Below are 25,161 nucleotides of genomic sequence, written 5' to 3'. Positions count from 1 at the left end.
CCGGCCCCGGCCGGCGAATCCATGGGAAAGGCGCCACCACAGAGCGCCTCCCGCTTCCACCAAAGTGCACAGGAGACAAACCATGCAACGCACCACTTCTTTCCGCCGCCGCCTCGTTTACGCAGCGGCCGCCGCCTGCGCCCTTGCCGCCGGCGGGACGACCACCGGCGCCCTGGCCGCGGCCTGGCCCGAGAAGCCCGTCGTCCTCGTCGTGCCCTACAGCGCTGGCGGCCCCACCGACGTGGTGGCGCGCCTGCTGGCCGTGCCCATGGGCCAGGTGCTGGGCCAGAGCGTGCTGGTCGAAAACACCGTGGGTGCGGGCGGCACCATTGCGCCCAACCGCGTGGCCAAGGCCAAGGCCGACGGCTACACCATCCTCATCCACCACATGGGCATGGCCACGGCGCCTGCGCTGTACAAGAAGCTGCCCTATGACCCGCTCAAGGACTTCGAGTACATCGGCCAGGTGCTGGACGTGCCCATGACCCTGCTGTCGCGCAAGGACTTCCCGGCCAACAACTTTGCCGAGCTGCTGGACTACGTGAAGAAGAACCAGGAGAAGGTCTCGCTGGCCAATGCCGGCATCGGCGCCGTCTCCCAGCTGTGCGGCATGCTGTTCATGCACCAGGCGGGCGTCAAGCTCACCACCGTGCCCTACAAGGGCGCAGGCCCGGCCATGAACGACCTCATGGGCGGCCAGGTGGACCTGCTGTGCGACCAGACCACGCAGACCGTGCCCGTGATCAAGGACGGCCAGCGCGCCAAGGTCTTCGGCGTGACTACGCCCAAGCGCCTGTCCTCGCTGCCCGACATCCCCACTCTGGACGAGCAGGGCCTCAAGGGCTTCGACGTCAAGGTCTGGCACGGCATGTACGCGCCCAAGGGCACGCCCAAGGAGGTGGTCATGGCCATCAACAAGGCGCTGAACGTGGCCATCAAGGACGAGAACGTCAAAAAGCGCATCGCCGAACTCAGCTCCGACCTGGTCACGCCCGACAAGGCCACGCCGGAAGGCCTGCGCACCCACCTGCAGGCCGAGGTGGCGCGCTGGGACAAGGTCATCAAGGCCGCAGGCGTCTCGGCCGAATAAACCGCTCTCCCAAGGACATCCGCATGCACGATCTGGCGCGACAGGCCACTTCCTTTCTCTTCGTCCCCGCCACGCGGCCCGAGCGCCTGGGCAAGGCCCTGGACAGCGGCGCCGACATGGTCATCGCCGACTGGGAGGACGCCGTGGCCCCGGCCGACAAGGACGGCGCCCGCCAGGCGCTGGCCCAGGCCGTGGGTGCGCTGGAAGGCCCGGCCCGTGCCCGCCTGCTGGTGCGCATCAACGCCGAAGGCACGCCCTGGCATGCGGATGACCTGCGCGCGCTGGCGCAGCTGGTGGAGCAGGGCGTGGCCGGCGTCATGGTCTCCAAGGCCGAGCGCGCCCAGACACTGCATGCGGTGGCCCAGGCTGCCGGTGCACGAGCGGCCGTGCTGCCCCTCATCGAAAGCGTGGCCGGCCTGGACGCGGCCGACGCCCTGGCTGCCGCGCCCCAGGTGGTTCGCCTGGCCTTCGGCCACCTGGACTTCCAGGTCGATGCGGGCATGGCCTGCGAGCAGGGCGAGGAAGAATTGCTGCCCATGCGCATGGCCCTGGTCCTGGCCTCGCGCCGCGCCGGCACCGGCGCGGCCGTGGACGGCGTGACGGTGGACACGCGCAACCCCGAGCGGCTGGCCCAGGATGCGGCACGCGCGCGGCGCATGGGCTTTGGCGGCAAGCTGTGCATCCACCCGGCCCAGGTCCAGCCCCTGCACGCCGTCTTCGACCCCGATGCAGCGGCCGTGGCCCACGCGCAGCGCCTGCGCCAGGCCCTGGCCGAGGCCGGAGGCGGCGTCTGCGTGCTGGACGGCCGCATGGTCGATGCGCCCGTGCTCAAGCAGGCCGAACAGGTGCTGCTGCGCCATGCCTGGGCGCAACAGAGATCTGCAGCACGGTCTTGATCAAAATGAGACTGAAAGGCCGTTTTGCACTCAGAGTTTTCTGATTCTGGTGCAAGCAGTCCAATGATTTCCCTGATGGTGAATCCATCTGCCTCGAATACGCTTGGCCAACTCGATTGATTTCGAGACGGCGGTTTCTTGATCCGGTGTCTCCGCCCATGGAGGCGCCCAGGCAAAGGAGCGTGTGATGGCAGTGATCTCGGGGACGGCATCGAACAGCGGATTCAACGGCCAATTGAATGACCGACTTGAAGACCGAATGGATGACAGACTGAACAACCGATTGAATCGGCGCCAGGCGCTGGCCCTGGCGGCCGGCGCCGTGGCGGCGGGGCCCGCCAGCGTGCTGGCGCAGGCCGGCTTTGCCACGCGGCCCGTGCGCATCGTCGTGCCCTTTGCGGCGGGCGGTGCCACCGACGTGATTGCGCGCATCCTGGGCGAGCGCATGGCCCAGCAGCTGGGCCAGACCGTGGTGGTGGACAACAAGCCCGGCGCGGCCGGACTGATCGGCGGCGAAATGGTGGTCCGCTCCGCGCCCGACGGGCTCACCCTGCTGCTGGGCACCACCTCCACCATGCTCACCAACAAATACCTCTACAAGAAGACCGCCTACGACCCGCTGACCGACCTCACGCCCCTGTCGCGCGTGTGCATGGCGCCCATCGCCCTGGTGGTCACGGCCGACGTGCCCGCCGCCAACCTGCGCGAATTCATGGCCTGGGCCCAGGCCAACGCCGGCAAGCTCTCGTATGGCTCCTACGGCATAGGCTCGCACGGCCACCTGGCCTGCGCCGTGCTCAGCGACATGGCCGGTGCCGGTATGGCGCATGCGGCCTACCGGGGCGAGGCGCTGATGGTGCAGGACATGCTGGGCGGGCGCATCCCCATCGGCATGGGCAGCCTGCTCACGCTCAAGCCCCACATCGATGCAGGCAAGCTGCGCGCCCTGGCCGTCACCGGCACGCGCCGCGTGCCCCTGCTGCCCGAGGTGCCCACCTTTGCCGAGGCCGGCTACCGCCACGAGGCCATGGAACTGTCCGGCTGGCTGGCCATCGCCGGCCCCAGGGGCCTGCCGGCCGACCTCACGCGGCAATGGGGCGAAATCTCCAACCGCGCCGTGGCCAGCCGCGAAGGCACGGCCCGCATCATCGCCGCCGGTTTCGTCCCTGTCGATGACGACAGCCCTCAGCGCTTCGGCAAGGCCTGGGCGCAAGAGGCTCCGGTCTGGGGGCGGCTGCTGCAGTCGGCGGGGGTGCAACCCGGTTGATGGCGCACAGGGGCCCTGGTTGCCCAAGGCTGCACTCATGCCCTGTGCTGTAATCGCCCCTCCTCAGGCGGCCCCGGTGGTGCAATGCCATGACGGGACAGCCCGTGGTTTCTCAAACATTCAAGAGAGGGTATTACCGTGAGTGCATTGGTCATCAAGGCCTGGAAGGCCAGCGAGCAACCCATAGACGACAAGGGCAACCACATTGCCATCACAGGCCGCGAAGGCGGCCTGGTCGCCTGGATCCTGTCCAAGGTCAACATCGATCCCACCACCACCATCCGCGTGGGCAGCGAGCGCCTGGAGTTCAGCAGCGCCTCGCTGTCGGGCACCCAGTCGCGCCTGATCCCGCTGCAGGGCATCTGCTCCACCTACTACGGCTATCACAAGCCCTGGAAGACGGCGCTGGGCATCGGTGCCCTGTCGCTGTTCATGGGCGGGTCCATGATGGCCCAGAGCTTCTTTGCAGGCCTGGTGGTCATGCTGATCGGCTGGGGCATCGCCGCCGTCATCTACTTCCTGAACCGCACCCTGACGCTGGGCTTCATCGAGAACAGCGGCGCAGTCAACGGCATCCAGTTCAAGCGCTCGGTGATCGAGAACATCGACATCACCCAGGAGCAGGCCAGGCAGGTCTGCGAACTGATGCAGAAGCTGATCGAGGCCAAGGAAAAGCGGCTCTGACGACGCGGCGGCACGCAAGTGCCGTCCGGCGCCATCCGGCGCCGCGCGTGCCCTGCGCTCAGGCCTGTGCCGGGCTGCGCGCCATCAGCTTGAAGGTGCCCGTGGCCAGGGCCACCAGGGTGCCGTCCTCGGAGCGCACTTCGCCGCGCGCGAAGCTGATGGAGCGGCCGCGCCGCTCGCAGTGGGCGGTGGCGATGAGATCGCCGCTGCCGGCCGAGACGTAGTGCAGCGTGAGATCGATGGTGGCCACGCCGAAGGCCGTGGGGTCATGCGAGCGGCAGGCCGAGGCCAGGGCGCAGTCCAGCAGCGAGGCGATGGCGCCGCCGTGCACGTCGCCGCGGCTGTTGGCCTGGTCCGGTTGAAAGCCCATGCGGATCTGGGCGCGGTCCTCGCCAATGCGTTCACCGCTGAGCTTCATGGCGCGGGCCATGGGCATGGGCAGGCCGAAGAGGATGCCGGGCGCCTCGCCTTCGAAGGGGTTGGCCGGGTGTTCTTTGATGGGTGTATTCATGGACATGATCATCGCATTGGGCGCGGCGCTCGAGACTGGCGTGTACCGACTCCGGGGCACCGAGGAAGGGCCGTCCCGCACCGAGGGTGCCGTCCCCCTCCCGCGAAGCGAGAGAGGGCGCCGTGCACACGGGGGAAGCGGCGCAGCCGCTCAGGGGGTGACTTTCAATCCACCCGTGCACCTGTCGATTTGACGACAGTGGCCCAGCGCGTGATTTCCTTGTCGATATGCGCCTGCAGCGCCTCGGGCGTGGAGCCCACGGGCTCGTAGCCGCCGGCGGCCAGCTGGGCCTGCAGCGCGGGCTGGCGCAGGGCGGAGGCGATCTCGCGGCTCAGGCGCTGGGTGGCTTCGGCGGGCGTGCCGGCCGGCGCGATGACGGCGTACCAGCCGGTCACGTCGAAGCCTGCGATGCCCTGCTCCTGGATGGTGGCCACCTCGGGCGCCAGCGCCGAGCGCTGCGGGCTGGTGACGGCCAGTGCATGCATGCGCCCGCTGCGGATGTGGGGCATGGAGGTGGAGATGCTGTCGAAGGTCAGGTCGATGTCGCCGGCCAGCATGGCGTTGACCACGCCCGCGCTGCCCTTGTAGGGCACATGGGTCATGCGCACGCCTGCCATGGAGCCGAAGTACTCGGCCGCAAGATGCCCCGTGTTGCCGTTGCCTGCCGAGCCGAAGGTGAGCTTGCCGGGGTTGGCCTTGGCGGCCTGGATGAGTTCCTGGATGTTCTTTGCCGGCAGCTTGCTGCTGGCCGCAACCACCATGGGCAGGTTGGCCACCAAAGACACGGGCGCGAAGTCGCGGCGGGTGTCGTAGGGCAGCTTGGGATAGAGGCTGTCGTTGATGGCATGGGCGGCCAGCACCATGAGCACGGTGTAGCCATCGGGCCTGGCGCGCGCCACGTATTGCGAGGCCAGCGTGCCGCCTGCGCCGGGCTTGTATTCGAGCACCACGGGCTGGCCCAGCTGCTGCTGCAGCTGCACGGCCAGCGGGCGGCCCAGCAGGTCGGCGCTGCCGCCGGGCGGGTAGGGAATGACCAGCTGTATGGGCTTGGCAGGCCAGGCCTCGGCAGCATGGGCGAGATGGGTGGCCGGGGCCAGCAGGGCGCAGGTCGCCAGGGCCAGGCAGGACAGCAGGCGGCGGCGCGGGAGTGGGTGCATGGGCATGGGGGGACTCCGTTTCATGAAGAGGACAGGGCGCCGGCCTGGTACTGCTCGCGCAGCGCGCGCTTGAGCACTTTGCCGATCTCGCTGCGCGGCAGGCTGGCGGCCAGCCGCAGCTCGGCCACGCGCTGGGTCTTGCCCACGCGGGCGTTCAGCCATTCGCGCAGCTCGGCGGCCGAGGGCGTGGCATCGGGGCGCGCCACGGCGTAGGCCACGGGGGTCTCGCCCCAAGCATCGGAGGGCACGCCGATCACCGCGCATTCGGCCACCTGCGGGTGCTGCAGCAGCACGGACTCGATGTCGCTCGGGTAGACGTTGAAGCCGCCCGTGATGATCATGTCCTTCTTGCGGTCACCCAGCACGATGAAGCCGTCCTCGTCCAGGCGGCCCACGTCGCCGCTGCGGATGAAGCGCAGGCCCTGGGCATCGAACCATTCGGCCTCCTGCGTCTTGTCGGGCAGGCGGTGGTAGCCGCTCATCATCCCGGCCGAGCGGCCCACGATCTCGCCCTGCTCGCCGGGCGGCAGTTCGCGGCCCTGCTCATCGATGAAGCGGATGTCGGCGCCCGGTCCCGGCCTGCCCACGGTGTGCAGCTTGTCGGGGAAGTCATGGCAGTGCAGCTCGCAGCGCACGCCGCCTTCAGTCATGCCGTAGTACTCGATGAGCCGTCCGGGCCAGCGGCGCAGCACCTCGGCCTTGAGCGCGGGATGGAAGGGTGCGCTGGTGCAGAACTTGTGCCGCAGGCGGCTCAGGTCGGCGCCGTCGAAACCCGGGCACTGCATCAGCCGCTGGTACTGCACGGGCACGAGCATGGTGTGGGTGGCATGGTGGCGCTCGGCCAGTTCCAGGTAGTGCGCCGCGTCGAACTTGCGCATCAGCACCAGGGTGCCGCCCAGCCCCAGGGTGGGCAGGGCCGCGACCAGGGTGGTGTTGGAGTACAGCGGCGTGGCGCACAGCGAGACGGCATCGGGCCCGTAGCCGTTGTGGATGGCGCGCTGCACATGGGCCCAGCGCATGGCCCAGGACTGGACGATGCCCTTGGGCACGCCCGTGGTGCCCGAGGAGTAGATGACGTTGAAGGGCCAGTCGGGCTGGGGATGGATGGGCGTGGGTGCCGTGCCATGGTCCGCTTCGTCCGCAGCCAGCCATTGCGACCACGGCATGCCGGCTTCGACAGCGCCGTCCAGCGCCACGCATTGCAGATCCTGTCCGGCCTGCAGCGGCCATTGCGCGGCGGTGTCCGCGTCGCGCAGCACCAGCCGGGCGCCGCAGTTGTCCAGCATGGCGCTCAGGTGGCCGGCGGTGGCCGACGGGGCCAGCGGCGCCACGGCCACGCCCGCGCGCAGCGCGCCCAGGAAGGCCAGCACGTACTCGGGCGAGCTGCCCGCGCAGATGGCCACCACGTCGCCGGGGCCCAGGCCCTGGCGTTGCAGGCGCAGGGCCACGCGGTCCATGCCCAGGCGCAGCGCGGCGTAGTCGAGGCTGCGGCCATCCATGGCCAGGGCGGTGTGGCGGGGGCGCTGGCTGGCCTGCAGCGCGACGAGTTCGGGCAGCGAGCCAAAGGGCTGGCGCAGCAGGGAGGCGATGTCTTCTTGCATGGGAGGGGCGGGAGGGACGGGAGGGACCACTATTCCAGCGACAGGCCTGCGGCCTTGACGATCTGGGCCCAGCTCTTGCGTTCCTGGGCGATGAAGGCGTCGTACTCGGCCGGTGTCTCGCCACCGGGCACGCCACCCAGGTCGGCAAAGCGCTGGCGCACCTCGGCCGTCTGCATGGCGCGCCGGGCCGACTGCTGGATGCGCTCGACCACGGCATCGGGCGTGCCGGCAGGGGCCAGCAGCCCGAACCAGGCCGTGACCTGCATGGGCACGCCGGCCTCGGTCATGGTGGGCACCTCGGGCAACTGGGCCGAGCGCGTGGCGCTGGTGATGGCCAGCGCGCGGAACTTGCCGCTCCTGATGTGCGGCATGGAGCTGGGCAGGTTGTCGATCATGTAGTCCACCTGCTGGCCCAGCAGCGCCGTGACCGCAGGCGCGGCCCCGGGAAAGGGCACGAGCGTGACCTCGATGCCGGCCTTCTGGCGGAACATCTCCGAGGACATGTGCGGCGACTGGCCCACGCCCGAGGTGGACACGTTCAGGCGCCGGGTCCTGGCCAGCTCCACCAGCTCGCGCACGCTGCGCACGGGCGAATCGGCATGGACCACGAGGATGTTGGGCACGGAGATCACATTGGTGATGCCGCGCAGATCGCTTTCCTTGTAGCTGAGCTGCTTGTACAGGCTGAAATTGATGGCCACCGGGCCGATGTTGCCCATGAGCAGCGTGTAGCCATCGGGCCTGGCGCGCGCCACCTGGGCCGTGCCGATACTGCCGCCGCCCCCGCCCTTGTTCTCCACCACCATCGAGGTGCCCAGGTCCTTGCCCATCTTCTCGGCCAGCACGCGCGCGGCAATGTCCGTGGTGCCGCCTGCGGCGGCCGGCACGACGATGGTGATGGGGCGTTCAGGCCAGGCCGCCGCCAGCGCGGCGGCAGGAGCCAGGGAGAAAAAAGGCAAAGCGGCCAGCAAGGCCAGTAGGCTGCGGCGGACGGTCATGGGCAGTCTCCAGTTCACTGCCCGCAACGATAGAAAACCCTGGGCCCCAGGGCACCAGGGTTTGACTGGAGATCCGCTTCGCCATTCGGAAACCCGCGCTTAGGCCCACTGGAACGCGTGCTAACCCGTTGCCGAAAAGGCGGACACAAGAAAAAAGGCGCCGAAGCGCCTTTTCTTTTTCGCAGAATGCACAGCGCATGGAACTGGCGCGGCCCAAGTCAGGGACACCGAGCAAGGGCCGCCCCGCCGCGAGGGTGTCGTCCCCCTCCCTTGCGAAGCAAGCAGAGAGGGGGAAGGCGCGTCAGCGCCTCAGGGGGTGATCAGGGATACAGTCCCCGCATTTCGCGCGCATGCAGGATGCGCTGGCAGGCCACGATGAAGGTGGCGGTGCGCAGCGTCACGCCGTGCTGCTGGGCCACCTGCCAGATGGCCGCGAAGGCGTCCTGCATGATGCGCACCAGGCGGGCGTTGATCTCGTCCTCGCTCCAGAAGAAGCTGGAGAAGTCCTGCACCCATTCGAAGTAGCTCACCGTCACGCCGCCGGCATTGGCCAGCACGTCGGGCAGCACCAGCACGCCCTTTTCGGTCAGGATGTCGTCGGCCTCGGTGGTGGTGGGGCCGTTGGCGCCCTCGATCACCATCTTGGCCTTGATCTTGCCGGCGTTGTCCTTGGTGATCTGGCCTTCCAGTGCGGCGGGGATCAGGATGTCGCAGTCCACGCTCCAGAAGTCGGCAGCGTCCATGGCCTCGGCGCCGTCAAAGCCGCCCACGCCGCCCTTGGCGGCCACGTGGGCCAGCAGGGCCGGCACGTCCAGGCCGTTGGCGTTGTGAATGGTGCCGGTGTGGTCCTGCACGGCCACGACCTTGGCGCCCACGTCGGCGAACAGCTTGCCGGCCGTGCCGCCCACGTTGCCGAAGCCCTGCACGGCGATGCGCGCACCCTGGACCGACAGGCCGGTCAGCTTGGCCGCTTCCACGCCCACGGTGAACACGCCGCGGCCGGTGGCCTCGACGCGGCCCAGCGAGCCGCCCAGGTCCACGGGCTTGCCCGTGACCACGCCGGTGGCGGTGGCGCCGGTGTTCATGGAGTACGTGTCCATCATCCAGGCCATGATCTGGCCATTGGTGTTGACGTCAGGCGCGGGGATGTCCTTGGAGGGGCCGATCAGCAGACCGATCTCGCTGGTGTAGCGGCGCGTCAGGCGCTCCAGCTCACCGCGCGACAGCGTCTTGGGATCGACACGGATGCCGCCCTTGGCACCGCCATAGGGCACGTTGACGGCCGCGTTCTTGACCGACATCCAGGCCGACAGGGCCATGACTTCGGACAGGGTCACGTCCTGGTGGAAACGCACGCCGCCCTTGCCGGGACCGCGGCTCAGGTTGTGCTGCACGCGGTAGCCTTCGTAGTGGGCGATGGTGCCGTTGTCCAGCTCGATCGGCACATCGACGATCAGGATGCGCTTGGGGCGCTTGAGGGTTTCGACCCAGCGGGCGAGATGGCCCAGGTAGGGCGTGACGCGATCGACCTGCTGCAGGTAGTTGCCCCAGGGGCCGAGGTGATCGGCCTGCAGGTAGGAAGGGATGGCGTGGTTGGTAACGCCGGCCGAAGCGGGTTGCTGCATGGTGGTTCCACACAAGAGTTGTCTGAGGGTTTTGAGCTTATTCCCGGGGCTATGCGCTGTCCAACGCCTTATGAGCGAGAGCCTTATGCATTTAATGCATAACCCTGTGAGCGCCTTGTCCAGCGGACAATCGGGGCCGCTTGAGACCCACCGATGCACTCCAGGAAAGCCGCACCATGACGAACACGCCCCGCACTCCCACAGCCTTGGCCCATGCGCTGCTCCAAGCACGCCACAGCGGCGAATTGCTGGACGCCGACGATTGGGCCGACGCGGTGCGCACGCCCGCAGATGCACAGGCCGTGCAGGCCGCCATGGCGCCCGCCCTGGGCTGGCGCGTGGCCGGCAGCCAGCAGGGACCGGGCCGCGTTCCGGGCTATTGGAAGTCTGGCGCGCCGCGCCGCGATGCCCCGCTGACCCATGCGCCGCTGCCCGAAGAAGGCGTCTGGGCCAGTCCTTCGGTGGCCGGTGGCGCGCCGCTGCACCTGCGCGGCATCGAAGCCGAGATCGCCCTGCGCCTGGGCCGCGATGTCACGGCCGGGATGGCCGCTGCCCTGCAGCCCGGCGAGGGCCTGGAGCTGATCGACGGCATCACCGCCGCCATCGAGGTGGTGGATACGCGCTGGCGCCAGCACCTGAAGGCACCGCCGCTGCTGCTGGCCGCCGACGGCCTGTGCCATGGCGCCCTGGTGCTGGGACCTTGGCAGGACGCTTCGCGGCTGCTGCCACGCGACTCACCGCGGGACTGGTCTGCCCAGGTCTGCCGGCTGCGCGTGGGCGCCGCGCCGCTGCAGGCGTTCACCGGAACGCATCCGCTGGGCGACCCGCTGTGGCTGCTGGCCGGCTGGCTGCAGGAACTGGTGCGCCGCTATGGCAGCGTGCCCGCAGGCACGGTGGTGACTACGGGCACGTGGAATGGCCTGGCCTTTGCGCAGGCCGGTGACCTGGTGGTGGCCGAGCTGGACGGCATCGCCGAGGCCCGCCTGCAGCTGTGAGGCTTCAGGCAGGCCATCGAGTGATCAGGTGATCTTGTAGTCCTTGAGGGCCGGATCGCCGGGCGGAAAGCGCAGGTCCAGGTTGCGCATCACCTCGCGCAGCAAGGTGGCGATCATGAGGTTGCGGTGCGTCTTGGAATCCGCGGGAACGATGGTCCAGGGCGCCCAAGGCGTGTGCGTGGCGCCCAGCAACTGGCCGTAGGCCTGCTGGTAGTCCTTCCACTGCGTGCGCACCTTCATGTCGTTCTCGTCGAACTTCCAGTGCTTGGCCGGGTCGTCCAGGCGCTCCTGCAGGCGCGCGCGCTGCTCGTCGGCGCTGATGTGCAGCAGGAACTTGACGACCACGGTGCCCGTCTCGCTGAGCATGCGCTCGAAGTCGTTGATGTGGGCAAAGCGCTGGCGCTGCTGCTCGGGCGTGATCCAGCCGTTGACCACGGGCACCAGCACATCCTCATAGTGGCTGCGGTTGAAGACCGTGATCTCGCCTGCGCCCGGCACGCGCTGGTGGATGCGCCACAGGTAGTCGTGCGCGCGCTCTGCATCGGTTGGCGCCTTCCAGCCCACGGCGTTCATGCCCAGGGCGCTGGTGCGGCCGAAGACGCCACGGATGGTGCCGTCCTTGCCCGCCGTGTCCGTGCCCTGCAGCACGACCAGCAGCTTGTAGCGGCGGTCGGCGTACAGCAGGTTCTGCAGCGCGTCGATCTCTTCTGCCAGGGCCTCGACGGCGGCCTTGTCCTCGGTCTTGCCGTTGCCGTTGGAAAAGGGCTTGGCGCCCGGGTCGAAGTCGGCCAGGGCGATGGGCTTGTCCTTGTCGGACTTGGCGGAGCGCGGCTGCCACTGTTCCCAGAGCTTTTGCACGGCCGCATCGCGGCTGGAGAAAGGGTTGAAGGCGTCCATGGCTTGAGCGGTGGGTGAGCGGAGAAGGTCAGGGCTGGGCGCGAATGGATTGCACCTGCAGTTGCGGCGGCGCCATCGAAGGCACGGCGCCAGCGGCGGGCCTGGGGCCGGGCTGGCCCCGGGCCTCCACGTTCTGCCGCTGCCACTGCGTGACCTGCTCGGCGCTCAGGCCCTTGAGCTGCCAGGTCTCGCCGGAGGCGGTCTGCAGCACGGGGTGCTCATGGGGCGCATTGCCACGCAGCACCAGACGGCCTTGCAGGGTCAGGGGCTGGCCCGGTTCGGCCGCCGCGCCCGACGCTGGCGCAGCCGCGCTGGCGGCGGGCGAAGCCGGGGCCGAGCAGGCGCTCAGCAGGGCCAGGCCGCTGGCCAGCAGCAGCGGCAGACTGCGGCGCAGGCCGCGGGCGGAGGCAGTCGGGTGTGCGTGGTTCATGGCGTTCAGCGTACGACGGCTGTCAGCGTGCTGCCTGCCGGAACACGCAGCTGTTCCTGGTAGGTGCCTTGCGCATCAGGCTGACGCAGGAAGGGGAAATGGCCGCGCGCATTGAGGTTCACCGGCACCGTGGTGGGCAGGATCCGGGAAGACGCCAGGCTGCTGCCGTTGATCGCCGCCAGGGTGAAGCCCTGCTCCGTGCGCGCAGGCCAGCCAAAGCCGCTGGGGCTGTCTGCGGGCAGCAGGGCGATGTTCGCGCCCCAGCGCTGGACGGCAACGGGCAGCGTGGGACCGCCGGCCTGCTGGATGGCATTGCCCAGGACCTGCAGCGAATCGGTGGACGTGGTGTTGCTCAGCAGCTGCTTGTAGAAGCCCACGCCGTACTGGCGCACCAGATAGGCGCCCAGGCTGCCGTTGACGTCGTAGCCGAAGCAGGGCGCGGCGGTGTCGGCGCTCCAGGCGGCCGGATCGCAGTTGAAACCCGAGCGGGACAGCCAGGAGGGGACGCGTCCGCTGGCGATGGAGTTGAATCCCGGCGTGACGCGCTGGGCCACGATGTCTTCGCCCATCATGGCGCTCATTTCCTCCAGGAAGGTGTCGAATGCGTAGTCGGTTCCCGGCTTGGACAGCTGGACGCTGCGGCGGTAGAAGTTCGTCATGTGGACGAACTCATGGGACAGCGTGCTGATCTGGTTGGTCATGCCGGCGGCAGGGTCCAGGTACAGCGTCTCCGTGTCCATGTAGAAGGACAGCGATTGATTGCTGTACTTGAGGTCGGGGTTCGCCGGGTCCTGCTTGAAGTTGTTCAGAGACCAGAAATAGCCCAGCAGCCCGTACGGAGTGCGGTCTGGAACGAAATTCACGAACACGATGTCCAGGGGCTGGTCGGGGTCGATGAGGTCGCCGTAGGAGTGTGCTCCCCAGGGTTCGCCAGACAGCCCTGTGATCAGGGGGTAGACCGCGTCGGAGCCGCTGGTGAATCGCTGGACCAGCGTGTCGAGCATGGCATCGCTGACCTTGGCCGCGTCGTACTCGCTGTCTTCCAGCCAGACGTTGATGGTGCGGGTGCCGGTGGGCGTGGGCACGCTGGCCTGGCGCCTGAGCGTGGCCTGGCGGGTTTCGATGCGGGAGTCGCCGGGTTGGACGAACCAGCTGCGCTGGCTGCCCACGGGCAGGATCGCCGCTGCCTGCGGCTTGATGGATTGCCGCGCCTGCGTGTCCGCTGCCGTCAGGCGGGGCTTGAAGTTGCGGATGCGCTCGGGAATCTGGTTGACCGTTGTGGGTGCGGCGCTGAGGCTTTTCTGGGCCGTGGCGGTGGTCGCCGCGGGCGGTGTCAGCGTCAGGGCGGGCATGGGCACGCTGGCGTCGCCGTTGTTGGTGTAGATCAGCGTGACCTGCTTGCTGCCCAGGTTGGTCAGCGCCACAGGAATCTGCTGCTCGGCCTGCGTGGTGTTGGTGTAGCTCCAGACGCCCACGCCCTGGCCCGAATAGGTGGTGGCATTGGCCGCGCCGCAGGCCGTGCCCGAGCAGGCGGCCGTCAACTGGGAAGACGGGCCGGACGGCCCGCCGCCTCCACCGCCGCCGCAACCGGCCAGAACGGCGCCCAAAGCCAGTGCGATGGCGGTTTTGCTGTGCTGATGATCAAAGAACATGTTTTCCCTTCCTCTTGTGTGACCTGCTGCTGGAGATGTGGATTCTTGATCCGATATGGCGAGAGATGCTACCCGATGCGATCCGCATCGCTGTCCGGCAACGGCCGCACCGGCACTTGCAACTGCTCCACGAACCGCCGCGCCGCCAGCCCCAGCGGGCGCTCCTTGGACCACACCCAGTCGACGAACAGCTGGGTGCCGTTGCTGATGTTGCACAGCGGAATGCGCAGCAGCGCGCCCGTTTGCAGCAGGGGCTCGGCGACGCTGAAGGGCAGCCACCCCCAGCCCAGGCCGGCCGAGACCAGCGACAGGGCTGCCAGATGGCTGTCCGTGCGCCACAGCTGGTGCGAGAACACGAAGCGCGGATCGGTATGGGCCAGGTCGCGGCTGGCCAGCAGGATCTGGCGCGCGCCGGCCAGCTGGCCCACGTCCAGGCGTTGCTGCCCGTCCACGCCCAGTTGCCGGGCCAGCGGGTGCCTGGCCGCCATCACGGCGACCATGGTTTCCTGGCCCATCTCCTGGAAATCCTCGCGGCCGTCGATGGCCGGGCGCTCGAAGACCAGGGCCAGATGCGCGCGGCCCGAATGCAGTTCCTTGAGCGCATCGACCTGGGCGGCCACCAGCACCTCCACCTCCAGCCCCGGGAATTCCTCGACCAGCGGCTGCAGCGGCGCGGCCCAGGCCGTGGACAGCAGCTCGGGCGCGATCACCAGGGTCAGCCGCTCCTCCAGTCCCTGGTGCAGGGCCAGCGCCTGGTGGTTGAGCTGCTGCAGCTGGGCGGCCAGCAGCCGGGCCTGGGGCTCCAGTGCGCGCGCCGCCGCCGTGGGCCGGGGCTCGCGGCCGCTGCGGTCGAACAGCTGCAGGTCCAGCTCCGCCTCCAGCTGGGCGATGGCCATGCTCACGGCCGAGGGAACGCGGCCCAGCCGGCGCGCGGCAGCGGAAAACGAGCCGTGGTCCAGCACGGCAAGGAACAGCGGCACCTGGTCAGCGGGGAAGGACATGGCGGGAACCTGTCAGTTTTATTGAAAGAATCTGACTTTAACGTTCAATTCCGGACAAATAAACTGCGCCCCCTATGACCTTGCAGACACACAAAAAGGGCCTCCAGGGGCCCAAGCGCAAAGTGGTCTTCGTGACCCTGTATGAACTGATCGCCATCGCGGCCTCCAGCCTGCTGTTCATGGCCATCGGCCAGAGCGCCGGGCATTCGGGCGGCATGGCGATTGCCGCCTCCACGCTGGCCATCGTCTGGAACCTGACCTTCAATCACCTGTTCGAGCAATGGGAGGCGCGCCAGAGCGTCAAGGGCCGCTCGGTGATGCGCCGCGTGGTGCACGCCCTGGGCTTCGAGGGCGGGCTGGCCATGGTGCTGATCCCGCTGATGGCCTGGTGGTTCGGCGTCACGCTGTGGGAGGCCACGGTGATGGAGGCCGGCCTGCTGGTCTTCTTCCTGGTCTACACCTATGTCTTCAACTGGTGCTTCGACCATGTGTTCGGCCTGCCGGCCTCGGCCTCGGCATCCGCTGCGGTGGCCCCGCGTGCTCAGGGCGAGCCGGCCTGCAGCAATTGACCGGCCACGGCGGCGGCGGCCGTGCGGGTCTCCACGCCGAGTTTCTCGAAGATATGCTCCAGGTGCTTGTTCACCGTGCGCGGGCTCATGCCCAGGATGTCGGCGATGTCGCGGTTGGTCTTGCCCTTGCTCAGCCATGACAGCACCTCGGTCTCGCGCGGGGTGAGCGCCACCTGCTGCAGCCGGCGCGCGGCCGGCGTCTGCGGCGCCTCGTGGCTGAGCAGCACCATCGACTCCCCCAGGCCGCTGGCGCCCATGTGGCGCGCCAGCAGCTGGCGGCCATCGGCCAGGACCAGCGCCAGATCCTGGGGAGCGGGCTGGCCCTCCTGATCCGCCTGGCCGGGCTGATCCGGCTGGCGGGCGCCGGCCAGCCAGTCCCCGGCCGCCTCCAGCGGGAAGGGCTGGTCCGCAAAGGCCTCCTCCAGCCAGCGCGATGCCTGGGGCGAGCGCCAGGCCACGCGGCCCTGGCCGTCAAGCACCACCACGCCCAGCCCAGCCACGTCCACGGCCTCCTGCGCCTGGCGCGTGGCGCGGGCATTGCGCACATGGGTGGCCAGGCGCACCAGCACCTCGGGGATGCGCAGCGGCTTGACCACGTAGTCCACGCCACCGCTGGCAAAGCCGCGGATGATCTGGTCCGTGTCCGACAGGCCGGTCATGAACACCACGGGCACATGGGCCCAGGCCGGCGTGGCCTTGAGCGTGCGGCACAGCGTGAAGCCGTCCATGCCGGGCATCACGGCGTCCAGCAGCACGCCGTCGGGCACGGTGAGGGCGAAGCGCTGCAGGGCCTCGTCGGCGTCGCGGGCGGCGAGCACCGCGTAGCCTTCGGCGGCCAGCGCGTCGCACAGCATGCGCAGGCTGTCCAGCGCGTCGTCCACCACGAGGATGACGTGGGCGTTGTGAGGGGGGTGGCTGGGGGGGCTGCTGCTGTCGGCGGTCGTCATCTGTGGCCTTTGCGGGTTCTCATTCATCGGTCTCCTCTCTTTCTTCGTCTTCTTCATCCTCTTGCTCGGGCCGCGGCAGCATGCGCGCTAGCGCATCGAAGTCGAAGCGGTTCGCGCAGGCCTGCAGCGCATCGAGCAGCGCGGCATGCGCGGGCGCCTGCTGGCGCGCCTGGCGCAGGCGCTCGCGCAGGGCGGTGGCCTGGCCCGAGCGCGCCAGCCGGGCCAGGTCTTCACGCAGATCGGGCGGGAAGGGGACGGCTGACGGCGCCTCCTCTGCCTTGGCCTCTGCCTGCTCTGCACGCGGCGCCGGCAGCAGCAGCGGGCGGTTGTCATGCACCCATTCCAGCCGCAGCACGCGCTCGAGCACCTGCAGCAGCTCGGACTCGGTCACGGGCTTGGCGACAAAGCCCTGGCAGCGCGCATCGGCCAGGCGCGGCGGGTCGTTGTCGAACAGGTTGGCCGAGACGAAGACCACGGGCAGCTGCTGCGCTTCCCAGCGCGCGCGCAGCAGGGCGGCGGTCTGCCAGCCGTCCAGGTCGTCCATGCTGATGTCCAGCAGCACCAGGTCGGGCAGGCTTTGCTCCACGATCTCCAGGCACTCGCGGCCACTGGCGGCCTCGCGGATCTCGAAGCCCAGCGGCAGCAGCAGGCCGGCCAGCAGCTGGCGCTGCAGCGGCTGGTCGTCCACCACCAGCAGGGTGCGCCGGGGCGGCAGATAGCCGATGACGGTGTGCAGCGTGGCGGCGGCGCCCGGAGGGACCCAGGACGCGTCGGGCGCCATCTCGGGCAGGTACAGGCGCACGGTGAAGCAGCTGCCCTCGCCGGGCGTGCTGCTCAGGGTGAGCTGCCCGCCCATCAGCTCGGTCAGCAGATGGGTGATGGTCAGCCCCAGGCCCGTGCCCGCCTCGCTGACGCGCCGCCCCGCGCTGCCGCGCTCGAAGGGCACGAAGATGCGCTCCATGTCCTGCGGTTCGATCCCGATGCCGGTATCGATGACCTCGATGCGCGAGACATGGGGCCTGAAGTCCATGCGCAGCCGCACCTCGCCGCGTTGGGTGAAGCGCACGGCGTTGGACAGCAGGTTGATCAGGATCTGGCGCAGCCGCTTGGCGTCGGCCCGCACCCAGCGCGGCATGGTGCCCAGCGTCTCGACCGAGAACTGCAGCCCCCTGGCCTGTGCCTGGGGCCGCATCATGGCCTCGATGCCGTCGATCAGCGCGGGCAGGGGCAGGGGGGCGAGGTCCAGGCGCAGGCGGCCGGCCTCGATGCTGGCCAGCTCCAGCGATTCGTCGATCAGCGCGCGCAGGTGCTGGCCGCTGTGCTGCATGGTGGACAGGGTCTCGCGCACCCAGCCATCGACCTGCGGGCTCTTGAGCAGGATCTGCGTATAGCCCAGCAGGCTGTTGAGCGGCGAGCGCAGCTCGTGCGTCATGCCGGCCACATAGCGCGTCTTGGCCTGGCTGGCCTGCTCGGCATGGTCCTTGGCGGCCTGCAGCTCGGCATCGGTGCGCTTGTGGGCGGCGATCTCCTGCAGCAGCAGCTGGTTCTGGCGCTCGGACTCGTCCTGCGCCATGCGCCGGCTGTCCGTGCTCAGCACCACCCACCAGGCGGCCACGGCGCACAGCAGGGCCAGCAGCGCGAAGACCTTGAGGAAGGGGATGCGCAGCGCGCCGCCATCGACGCTGCCTGCCTGCAGGCTTTCCTGCATGTAGACCACGCCCACCATGAAGGCCGTCACCGCGCACAGCGACAGCATCACCACCAGGTACTGGCCCGCGCGGAAGTTCACCTTGGTCGCCCAGCGCGGCGGCAGCAGGGCCGAGGCCAGCGCATGCAACTGCTCGCCCGCGCGCGATCCGGTCTTGCAGCGGTCATGGCAGCGCGACTCCAGCGAGCAGCACAGCGAGCAGATGGGCGCGCCGTAGGCGGGGCAGTGCGCCATGTCCTCGGATTCGAAATGCTTCTGGCAGACGGCGCAGCGCACGGTCTCGCCGGGCTTCCACAGGTTGCCTGCGGGCCGCGCCAGGTAGTAGCGCCCGCCCGTCAGCCAGGCCAGCAGCGGCGACAGCAGCATGGACAGCGCCAGCGCGATGAAGGGCGAGAACGCGGCCGCCGTCTCGCCCAGCAGGCCCGCATAGGCGCAGCAGGCCACGGCGGCGGCCAGCAGCATGGCGCCCGGGCCCACGGGATTGAAGTCGTACAGATGGGCGCGGCGGAACTCGATGCCCGGCGGGCTCAGACCCAGCGGCTTGTTGATGACCAGGTCGGCCACCAGCGCGCCCACCCAGGCGATGGCCACGTTGCTGTAGATGGTCAGCACCTTCTCCAGCGCGCCGAACACGCCCAGCGTCATCAGCAAGGTGGCGATGACCACGTTGAACACCATCCAGACCACGCGCCCCGGATGGCTGCGCGTGATGCGCGCGAAGAAGTTGGACCAGGCAAGCGACCCCGCGTAGGCATTGGTCACGTTGATCTTGACCTGCGAGATGACCACGAAGACCACGGTCACCGCCACGGCCAGCCCCGGCAGTCCCAGGGCCTGCAGCACCTGCTGGAAGCCCACCAGGAACATCTGCGTGGGCTCGGCCGCGCGCGAGGCGTCCACCCCCTCCAGCTGCATGGCCGCGAAGGCGAGAAACGCGCCGCCCGCCATCTTGAGCATGCCCATCACGGCCCAGCCCGGCCCGGCCACCAGCACCGCGCCCCACCAGCGTAGGCGGTTGGCCCGGGTGCGCGGCGGCAGAAAGCGCAGGAAGTCCACCTGCTCGCCGATCTGCACCACCAGCGCGAAGATCACGGCCGCCGCCGCGCCGAACATCAGCGGATCGAACTGGCTGCTGCCCGAGCGCAGGCCGGTGAGGCTGGCGAAGTCGCGGTACAGCTGGGGCTGGGACAGCGCCATCCACACGAAGGGCAGCACCAGCAGGAACAGCCACAGCGGCTGCGTCCAGGCCTGCAGGCGCGAGATCAGCGTGATGCCGCGCATGGCCAGCGGCAGCACCACCAGGGCCGACAGCGCATAGCACCACTGCAGCGGCCAGTCCACCACCAGCTGCAGGGCCAGCGCCATGATGGCCGCCTCCAGCGCGAAGAAGATGAAGGTGAAGACGGCGTAGATCAGCGAGGTGATGGTCGAGCCCAGGTAGCCGAAGCCCGCGCCCCGCGTCAGCAGGTCCATGTCCAGTCCGTAGCGCGCCGCGCAGACGGCGATGGGCAGCCCCGTCAGGAAGATCACCAGGCCCACGGTGACGATGGCCCACATGGCGTTGGCAAAGCCGTAGTTCAGCGCAATGGCGCCGCCGATCGCCTCCAGCGCCAGGAAGGACAGCGAGCCGAAGGCCGTGTTGGCCACGCGGAACTCGCTCCAGCGCCGAAAGCTGCGCGGCGTGTAGCGCAGCGCGTAGTCCTCCATGGTCTCGTCGGCCACCCAGGCGTTGTATTCGCGCCGGAACCGAAAGATGGTCTGCGGCGCGGGCGAGGTGCTGGCGGGGCTGTCGGGCGGGGGTGCGGAGTGCATTCCCAGGTCTAGCAAGAAACGTGCGGGGCCAATGCTGGCGCGGCTTTCAAGAGGAGTGCGTGGGGTGCGTACGCAGATGGCTACGTCAATTGACGTATGGGCGGTTTCAAGGGTTCTTCCTAATCTTGGACCCAGCGCGGAAACAAGCCGTAACCGCAACGCCAGTTTTCAGCCACTTGCAGATCACCCAACCGATCCTTACAGGAGAGTCACCATGAGCCACCCCTCCGACCCCCGCACACCTGGTTCCCCCGGCACGGAAATGGGCCGCCGCCGCGTCCTGCAGGCGCTTGGCGCCGCCTCGGTGGCCGGGCTGCCGGCCTGGTCCTTCGCCCAGCCCACGGCCCAGGTCAACACCACCAAGCTGGCCGTGACCGATACCGAAGTCGTCGTGGGCCAGCTGCACTCGGCCACGGGCACCATGGCGATCTCCGAGACCGGCTCCATCCAGGCCGAGCAACTGGCCATCGACCAGATCAACGCCATGGGCGGCATCCTGGGCCGCAAGATCCGCGTGATCAAGGAAGACGGCGCCTCCGACTGGCCCACCTTCGCCGAGAAGTCCAAGAAGCTGCTCATCAACGACCGCTGCGCCGCCGTCTTCGGCTGCTGGACCAGCGCCTCGCGCAAGGCCGTGCTGCCCGTGTTCGAGAAGGAGAACGGCCTGCTGTACTACCCCACCTTCTACGAAGGCCTGGAGCAGTCCAAGAACGTGATCTACACGGGCCAGGAAGCCACGCAGCAGATCCTGTACAGCCTGGACTGGGCCAAGGCCGAGAAGAAGGCCAAGACCTTCTTCCTGATCGGCTCGGACTACATCTGGCCGCGCACCTCCATGAAGATCGCGCGCAAGCACATCGAGAACTTCCAGAAGGGCAAGGTCGTCGGCGAGGAGTACTACCCGCTGGGCAGCACCAACTTCGGCTCGCTGGTCAACAAGATCAAGCTGCAAAAGCCGGACTGCATCTTCGTGGCCGTGGTGGGCGGCTCCAACGTGGCCTTCTACAAAGCGCTCAAGGCCGCAGGCATCACGGGTGACAAGCAATTGCTGGTCACGCTGTCGGTGACCGAGGACGAGATGACCGGCGTGGGCGGCGAGAACTTCACGGGCTTCTACTCCTCGATGAAGTACTTCCAGACGCTGGACAACGAGAACAACAAGAAGTTCGTGGCCGCCTTCAAGGCCAAGTACGGCCCCAATGCCGTCATCGGCGACGTCACCCAGGCCGGCTACCTGGGCCCCTGGCTGTGGAAGGCCGCCGTGGAAAAGGCCAAGAGCTTCGACGTGGACAAGGTGGTGGCCGCATCGCCGGGGCTGGAGCTCAAGACCGCGCCCGAAGGCTACGTGAAGGTGGACGCCAACCACCACCTGTGGAGCAAGTCGCGCATTGCCGTGGGGCAGCCGGACGGCACGTTCAAGGTGGTCTCGGAATCTCCGGAATTGATCAAACCCGATCCCTTCCCCAAGGGTTACCAGTAAGTCCTGATCCGTTCAGGCAGGTGATGCGTGGCGGCCTGCGGCCTGGTGGGCGGGCCGCCGCGTGAACCGTTTCCCCCTCTCCCGATTGGCTTGCGCGCAGGAGCAGCACCATGAGTTTTTCCGACATGATGAACATCGGCCTGATGCAGGGCTTCGCGGGGCTGAGCCTGTTCGCCGTGCTGCTGCTGATGGGCCTGGGCCTGGCCATCATCTTTGGCCAGATGGGCGTGATCAACATGGCGCATGGCGAGTTCATGACCATTGGCGCCTACACCATCTACCTGGGCTCCACGCTCACTGCGCAGCACGCGCCCGAGTTCATGCCCTACTACTTCCCGCTGGCCATCGTGGCCGCCTTCCTGTTCGCCTTCGCGGCCGGCTGGCTGGTGGAGTGGGGGCTGATCCGCCACCTCTACAAGCGCCCGCTGGACACGCTGCTGGCCACCTGGGGCGTGAGCCTGGCGCTGCAGCAGTGCTTTCGCACCTTCATCGGCCCCAAGGAAGTCAGCCCCACCCTGCCTGACTGGCTGATGGGCTCGTGGGCGCCGGCCGAGGGGCTGGACATTCCCATCAACGGCCTGTTCGTGCTGGCGCTGACCGCGGTGGTCACGGCCGGCGTGCTGATCGCGCTGCACAAGAGCCGCTGGGGCCTGCGCGTGCGTGCCACGGTCAGCAACCGCGTGATGGCCAATGCCATCGGCATCGACACCAAGAAGACCGACCGCCTGACCTTTGCCATCGGCTGCGGCATTGCAGGCGTGGCGGGCGCGGCCTTCACCACCATCGGCTCCACCGGCCCCACCTCGGGCTCGCTGTACATCGTGGACGCCTTCCTGGTGGTCACCTTCGGCGGCGCGGCCAGCCTGCTGGGCACCGTGGTCTCGGCCTTCGGCATTGCACAGACGCAGTCCATCACCGAGTTCTTCCTCGCGGGCTCCATGGCCAAGGTGATCACGCTGTCGCTGATCGTCTTCATCCTGATGCTGCGTCCCCAGGGCCTGTTCGCGTCCAAGGTGCGGCGCTGATCCCGGCGCCGGCCCTGTCCACGAATTTCCCCGCGTTTCCCCGATTTCCCCTGAGTTCACCGGAGTCATTCCATGCAAGCCCTCAAAGCCTGGATACAGCGCTACCAGCTCGCCAGCCTGGTGCTGCTCACCGTCCTGCTGGCGGTGGTGCTGCCCCTGGCGCTGGACATCTTCCGCCTCAACCTGGTCGGCAAGTACCTGACCTATGCCTTCGTCGCCATCGGCCTGGTCATGGTCTGGGGCTATGGCGGCGTGCTCAGCCTGGGTCAGGGCGTGTTCTTCGGCCTGGGCGGCTACGCCATGGCCATGTTCCTGAAGCTGGAGGCGTCCGACCCCATCAGCACCAAGATCCAGTCCACGCCCGGCATCCCCGACTTCATGGACTGGAACCAGCTGACCGAGCTGCCCTCGTTCTGGCTGCCCTTCAAGAGCCTGCCGTTCTCGCTGGCCGCCGTCATCGCCGTGCCCACGCTGCTGGCCTGGCTCATCAGCTTCGCCATGTTCAAGCGCCGCGTGGGCGGGGTGTACTTCGCCATCATCACGCAGGCCGTGGCGCTGATCGTCACCGTGCTCATCATCGGCCAGCAGGGCTACACGGGCGGCGTCAACGGCATGACCGACCTCAAGACCCTGTGGGGCTGGGACACGCGCACGGACAGCGCCAAGTACATCCTCTACTACGTCTGCGTGGCCCTGCTGATCGGCGCCATCGTGCTGTGCCGCTGGATTCAGACCGGCAAGGTGGGCACCCTGCTGCTGGCCATGCGCGACAAGGAAGACCGCGTGCGCTTTTCCGGCTACGACGTGGCCAACTTCAAGGTCTTCGTGTTTTGCCTGGCCGCTGCGCTGTCGGGCATAGGCGGCGCCATGTTCACACTGCAGGTGGGCTTCATGTCGCCCAGCTTCGTGGGCATCGTGCCCTCCATCGAGATGGTCATCTACGCCGCCGTGGGCGGGCGCATGAGCCTGGTGGGCGCCGTGTACGGCACGCTGCTGGTCAACGCGGGCAAGACCTATTTCTCGGAGAGCTTCCCGGACCTGTGGCTGTTCCTCATGGCGGGCCTGTTCATCGGCGTGACCATGGCCTTCCCGATGGGGCTGGCCGGCCTGTGGGAAAGCCGCATCGTTCCGTGGTGGAACAGCCGCCGCAAGGGCACGGCACCTGCCGCAGCGCAGGGAGCCCAGGCAGCACCTGCCCCGGCCCCGGCCGCCACCAAGCCCACGTCCGCCCTGTCCGAAGGCATGGGCCGCCAGGGCGCCTGAACCACAGCGGGAGCACACCATGAGCAATACCGACTTCACGCTGGCCGTGGAAGACCTGACGGTCTCCTTCGACGGCTTCAAGGCCATCGACGCGCTGAACCTGTACATCGACAAGAACGAGCTGCGCGTCATCATCGGCCCCAACGGCGCGGGCAAGACCACGCTGCTGGACCTGATCTGCGGCAAGACCCGCGCCACGGCCGGCAGCATCAAGTTCAAGAACGAGGAACTCACGCGCATGGCCGAGCACAAGCGCGTGCGCCTGGGGATCGGGCGCAAGTTCCAGACGCCGTCCATCTACGAGAACCTCTCGGTCTTCCAGAACCTGGAGGTCTCCTACCCGCAAGGCCGCTCGGTCTTCGGCGCGCTGGCCTTCAAGTGCACGGAGGCGGTGCGCGACCGCGTGCAGGCCGTGGCCGCCGACATCGGCCTAGACGAGCGCCTGGACACCGAGGCCGGCCTGCTCAGCCACGGCCAGAAGCAGTGGCTGGAGATCGGCATGCTGCTCATGCAGGAGCCCGAGCTGCTGATGCTGGACGAGCCCATCGCCGGCATGAGCGCCCGCGAGCGCGAGCTGACGGCCGAGCTGCTGCAGCGCATCTGCAAGAACCGCTCCGTCATCGTCATCGAGCACGACATGGAGTTCGTCGCGCGCATCGCGCACAAGGTCACCGTCATGCACCAGGGAAAGATCCTCGCCGAGGGTCCCATGGACAAGGTGCAGGCCGACCCCAAGGTCATCGACGTCTACCTCGGCCACTGAGGCACGCACAAGGAATTCACATGCTGCAAGTCAAGGATCTGTACGTGGCCTATGGCCAGAGCGAGGCGCTGCACGGCATCAGCTTCGAGGGCCGCGAGAACGAAACCGTGGCTATCATGGGCCGCAACGGCATGGGCAAGACCACGCTGTTCAAAAGCCTGATGGGCGTCATGCCCGCCAAGAGCGGCCAGATCACCGTGGCCGGCCAGGACGTCACGAAGGACGAGAGCTTCCGGCGCGTGGCCAAGGGCATCGCCTACGTGCCCCAGGGCCGCATGATCTTCCCCACGCTGACCGTGGAAGAGAACATACAGACGGGCCTGGAGAACGCGAAGACGCGCCAGGTGCCCGACGACATCTACGCCCTGTTCCCCGTGCTCTGGGACATGCGCCGGCGCAAGGGCGGCAACCTCTCGGGCGGACAGCAGCAGCAGCTGGCCATTGCGCGCGCCCTGGTCACCGACCCCAAGGTGCTGCTGCTGGACGAGCCCACCGAGGGCATACAGCCTTCCATCATCAAGGACATCGCCAAGGCGCTCAACGAGATCCGCAAGCTGCGCCGCATCACCATCGTGGTCAGCGAACAGGTGCTTTCCTTCGCCATGGATGTGGCCGACCGGCTGTTCGTCATCGAGGGCGGGCGCCTGGTCCATGAGACGGCCAGAGCAGATACCGATGAACAGCGCATCAAGTCCTACCTCTCTGTATGAAGCACCCCCTGAGCGGCTGCGCCGCTTCCCCCTCTCTCGCATGCGGGAGGGGGACGACACCCTCGGTGCGGGGCGGCCCT

General features: G+C 68.3%; 22 protein-coding genes. 11 read left to right on the top strand and 11 right to left on the bottom strand.

The genetic code is table 11. The features are described from left to right. Nucleotides 1–82: 82 nt before the first annotated feature. The 4 genes from ACM14_RS04635 (at nt 83) to ACM14_RS04620 (ending at nt 3,937) form a co-directional block, all read left to right on the top strand. The gene (locus tag ACM14_RS04635) at nt 83–1,090 is read left to right on the top strand and encodes a tripartite tricarboxylate transporter substrate binding protein BugD (RefSeq protein ID WP_013800091.1); all 1,008 of its coding nucleotides are present in this window, start codon (nt 83–85) and stop codon (nt 1,088–1,090) included. Between the two features lie 23 nt (nt 1,091–1,113). Next, a complete protein-coding gene (locus ACM14_RS04630; RefSeq protein WP_065345469.1) occupies nt 1,114–1,986 on the top strand; it encodes a CoA ester lyase in 873 nt (290 codons plus the stop codon). A 187-nt stretch (nt 1,987–2,173) separates the two neighbouring features. Continuing rightward, nucleotides 2,174–3,253 carry a tripartite tricarboxylate transporter substrate binding protein gene (locus tag ACM14_RS04625; RefSeq protein WP_065345468.1) on the top strand — a complete coding sequence of 360 codons (1,080 nt, stop codon included), beginning with the start codon at nt 2,174–2,176 and terminating at the stop codon, nt 3,251–3,253. A 138-nt stretch (nt 3,254–3,391) separates the two neighbouring features. Then, nucleotides 3,392–3,937 (top strand): hypothetical protein, encoded by a 546-nt coding sequence (locus tag ACM14_RS04620; RefSeq protein ID WP_012202143.1) that lies wholly within the window; start codon nt 3,392–3,394, stop codon nt 3,935–3,937. Nucleotides 3,938–3,995: 58 nt separating this feature from the next. Here the strand turns inward: ACM14_RS04620 and ACM14_RS04615 are convergent, their stop codons facing one another. From ACM14_RS04615 to ACM14_RS04595, 5 genes are all read right to left on the bottom strand, one after another. Next, nucleotides 3,996–4,448, bottom strand: coding sequence for a PaaI family thioesterase (locus ACM14_RS04615; RefSeq protein ID WP_013800094.1), 453 nt, complete (start codon nt 4,446–4,448; stop codon nt 3,996–3,998). A gap of 164 nt (nt 4,449–4,612) precedes the next feature. After that, nucleotides 4,613–5,611: a tripartite tricarboxylate transporter substrate binding protein gene (locus tag ACM14_RS04610; protein ID WP_065345467.1), complete on the bottom strand. Its 999-nt coding sequence runs from the start codon at nt 5,609–5,611 to the stop codon at nt 4,613–4,615. Nucleotides 5,612–5,625: 14 nt separating this feature from the next. Beyond that, the gene (locus tag ACM14_RS04605; RefSeq protein WP_065345466.1) at nt 5,626–7,206 is read right to left on the bottom strand and encodes a class I adenylate-forming enzyme family protein; all 1,581 of its coding nucleotides are present in this window, start codon (nt 7,204–7,206) and stop codon (nt 5,626–5,628) included. Between the two features lie 29 nt (nt 7,207–7,235). Beyond that, complete coding sequence (locus ACM14_RS04600) at nt 7,236–8,204, bottom strand: tripartite tricarboxylate transporter substrate binding protein (RefSeq protein WP_065345465.1); 969 nt, start codon at nt 8,202–8,204, stop codon at nt 7,236–7,238. Nucleotides 8,205–8,524: 320 nt separating this feature from the next. Beyond that, nucleotides 8,525–9,829, bottom strand: a complete 1,305-nt coding sequence (locus tag ACM14_RS04595) for a Glu/Leu/Phe/Val dehydrogenase (protein WP_013800098.1) — start codon at nt 9,827–9,829, stop codon at nt 8,525–8,527. Between the two features lie 176 nt (nt 9,830–10,005). Here ACM14_RS04595 and ACM14_RS04590 point away from each other — a divergent pair, with 176 nt between their 5' ends. Then, nucleotides 10,006–10,824, top strand: coding sequence for a fumarylacetoacetate hydrolase family protein (locus ACM14_RS04590; RefSeq protein WP_065345464.1), 819 nt, complete (start codon nt 10,006–10,008; stop codon nt 10,822–10,824). 24 nt (nt 10,825–10,848) lie between these two features. Here ACM14_RS04590 and ACM14_RS04585 read toward each other — a convergent pair whose 3' ends face one another. The 4 genes from ACM14_RS04585 to ACM14_RS04570 all read right to left on the bottom strand — a co-directional run bounded on the left by ACM14_RS04585 (nt 10,849) and on the right by ACM14_RS04570 (nt 14,804). Continuing rightward, nucleotides 10,849–11,721, bottom strand: coding sequence for a phosphate--nucleotide phosphotransferase (locus ACM14_RS04585; RefSeq protein WP_043823254.1), 873 nt, complete (start codon nt 11,719–11,721; stop codon nt 10,849–10,851). 28 nt (nt 11,722–11,749) lie between these two features. Further along, the gene (locus tag ACM14_RS04580; protein ID WP_065345463.1) at nt 11,750–12,151 is read right to left on the bottom strand and encodes a hypothetical protein; all 402 of its coding nucleotides are present in this window, start codon (nt 12,149–12,151) and stop codon (nt 11,750–11,752) included. A gap of 5 nt (nt 12,152–12,156) precedes the next feature. Continuing rightward, on the bottom strand, nt 12,157–13,803 hold the full coding sequence (locus ACM14_RS04575; protein ID WP_065345462.1) for a hemagglutinin: 1,647 nt from the start codon (nt 13,801–13,803) through the stop codon (nt 12,157–12,159). Nucleotides 13,804–13,871: 68 nt separating this feature from the next. Continuing rightward, complete coding sequence (locus tag ACM14_RS04570) at nt 13,872–14,804, bottom strand: LysR family transcriptional regulator (RefSeq protein ID WP_034365579.1); 933 nt, start codon at nt 14,802–14,804, stop codon at nt 13,872–13,874. A gap of 74 nt (nt 14,805–14,878) precedes the next feature. On the opposite strand from ACM14_RS04570, the gene ACM14_RS04565 reads away from it, so the two are divergent. Then, nucleotides 14,879–15,373 (top strand): PACE efflux transporter, encoded by a 495-nt coding sequence (locus ACM14_RS04565; protein ID WP_012202156.1) that lies wholly within the window; start codon nt 14,879–14,881, stop codon nt 15,371–15,373. Here the strand turns inward: ACM14_RS04565 and ACM14_RS04560 are convergent. Together ACM14_RS04560 and ACM14_RS04555 are read right to left on the bottom strand one after the other, a co-directional pair. After that, nucleotides 15,346–16,320, bottom strand: coding sequence for a response regulator (locus ACM14_RS04560; RefSeq protein ID WP_065345461.1), 975 nt, complete (start codon nt 16,318–16,320; stop codon nt 15,346–15,348). The genes ACM14_RS04565 and ACM14_RS04560 overlap by 28 nt on opposite strands. Before the next feature lie 19 nt (nt 16,321–16,339). Beyond that, nucleotides 16,340–19,840, bottom strand: a complete 3,501-nt coding sequence (locus tag ACM14_RS04555; RefSeq protein ID WP_065345460.1) for an ATP-binding protein — start codon at nt 19,838–19,840, stop codon at nt 16,340–16,342. A gap of 214 nt (nt 19,841–20,054) precedes the next feature. Between ACM14_RS04555 and urtA the strand changes: the two genes are divergently transcribed. From urtA to urtE, 5 genes are all read left to right on the top strand, one after another. Then, a complete protein-coding gene (urtA, locus tag ACM14_RS04550) occupies nt 20,055–21,320 on the top strand; it encodes an urea ABC transporter substrate-binding protein (protein WP_012202159.1) in 1,266 nt (421 codons plus the stop codon). A gap of 110 nt (nt 21,321–21,430) precedes the next feature. Next, a complete protein-coding gene (gene urtB / locus ACM14_RS04545; protein ID WP_013800106.1) occupies nt 21,431–22,345 on the top strand; it encodes an urea ABC transporter permease subunit UrtB in 915 nt (304 codons plus the stop codon). 72 nt (nt 22,346–22,417) lie between these two features. Beyond that, nucleotides 22,418–23,608, top strand: coding sequence for an urea ABC transporter permease subunit UrtC (urtC, locus tag ACM14_RS04540; protein ID WP_012202161.1), 1,191 nt, complete (start codon nt 22,418–22,420; stop codon nt 23,606–23,608). A 19-nt stretch (nt 23,609–23,627) separates the two neighbouring features. After that, a complete protein-coding gene (urtD, locus tag ACM14_RS04535; RefSeq protein WP_012202162.1) occupies nt 23,628–24,371 on the top strand; it encodes an urea ABC transporter ATP-binding protein UrtD in 744 nt (247 codons plus the stop codon). A 20-nt stretch (nt 24,372–24,391) separates the two neighbouring features. After that, a complete protein-coding gene (urtE, locus tag ACM14_RS04530; protein ID WP_012202163.1) occupies nt 24,392–25,081 on the top strand; it encodes an urea ABC transporter ATP-binding subunit UrtE in 690 nt (229 codons plus the stop codon). Nucleotides 25,082–25,161 lie beyond the last annotated feature (80 nt).

Source organism: Delftia sp. JD2 (assembly GCF_001682645.1).
GTDB lineage: Bacteria > Pseudomonadota > Gammaproteobacteria > Burkholderiales > Burkholderiaceae_C > Comamonas > Comamonas acidovorans.
This window is presented reverse-complemented; position numbering and strand designations above follow the sequence as displayed.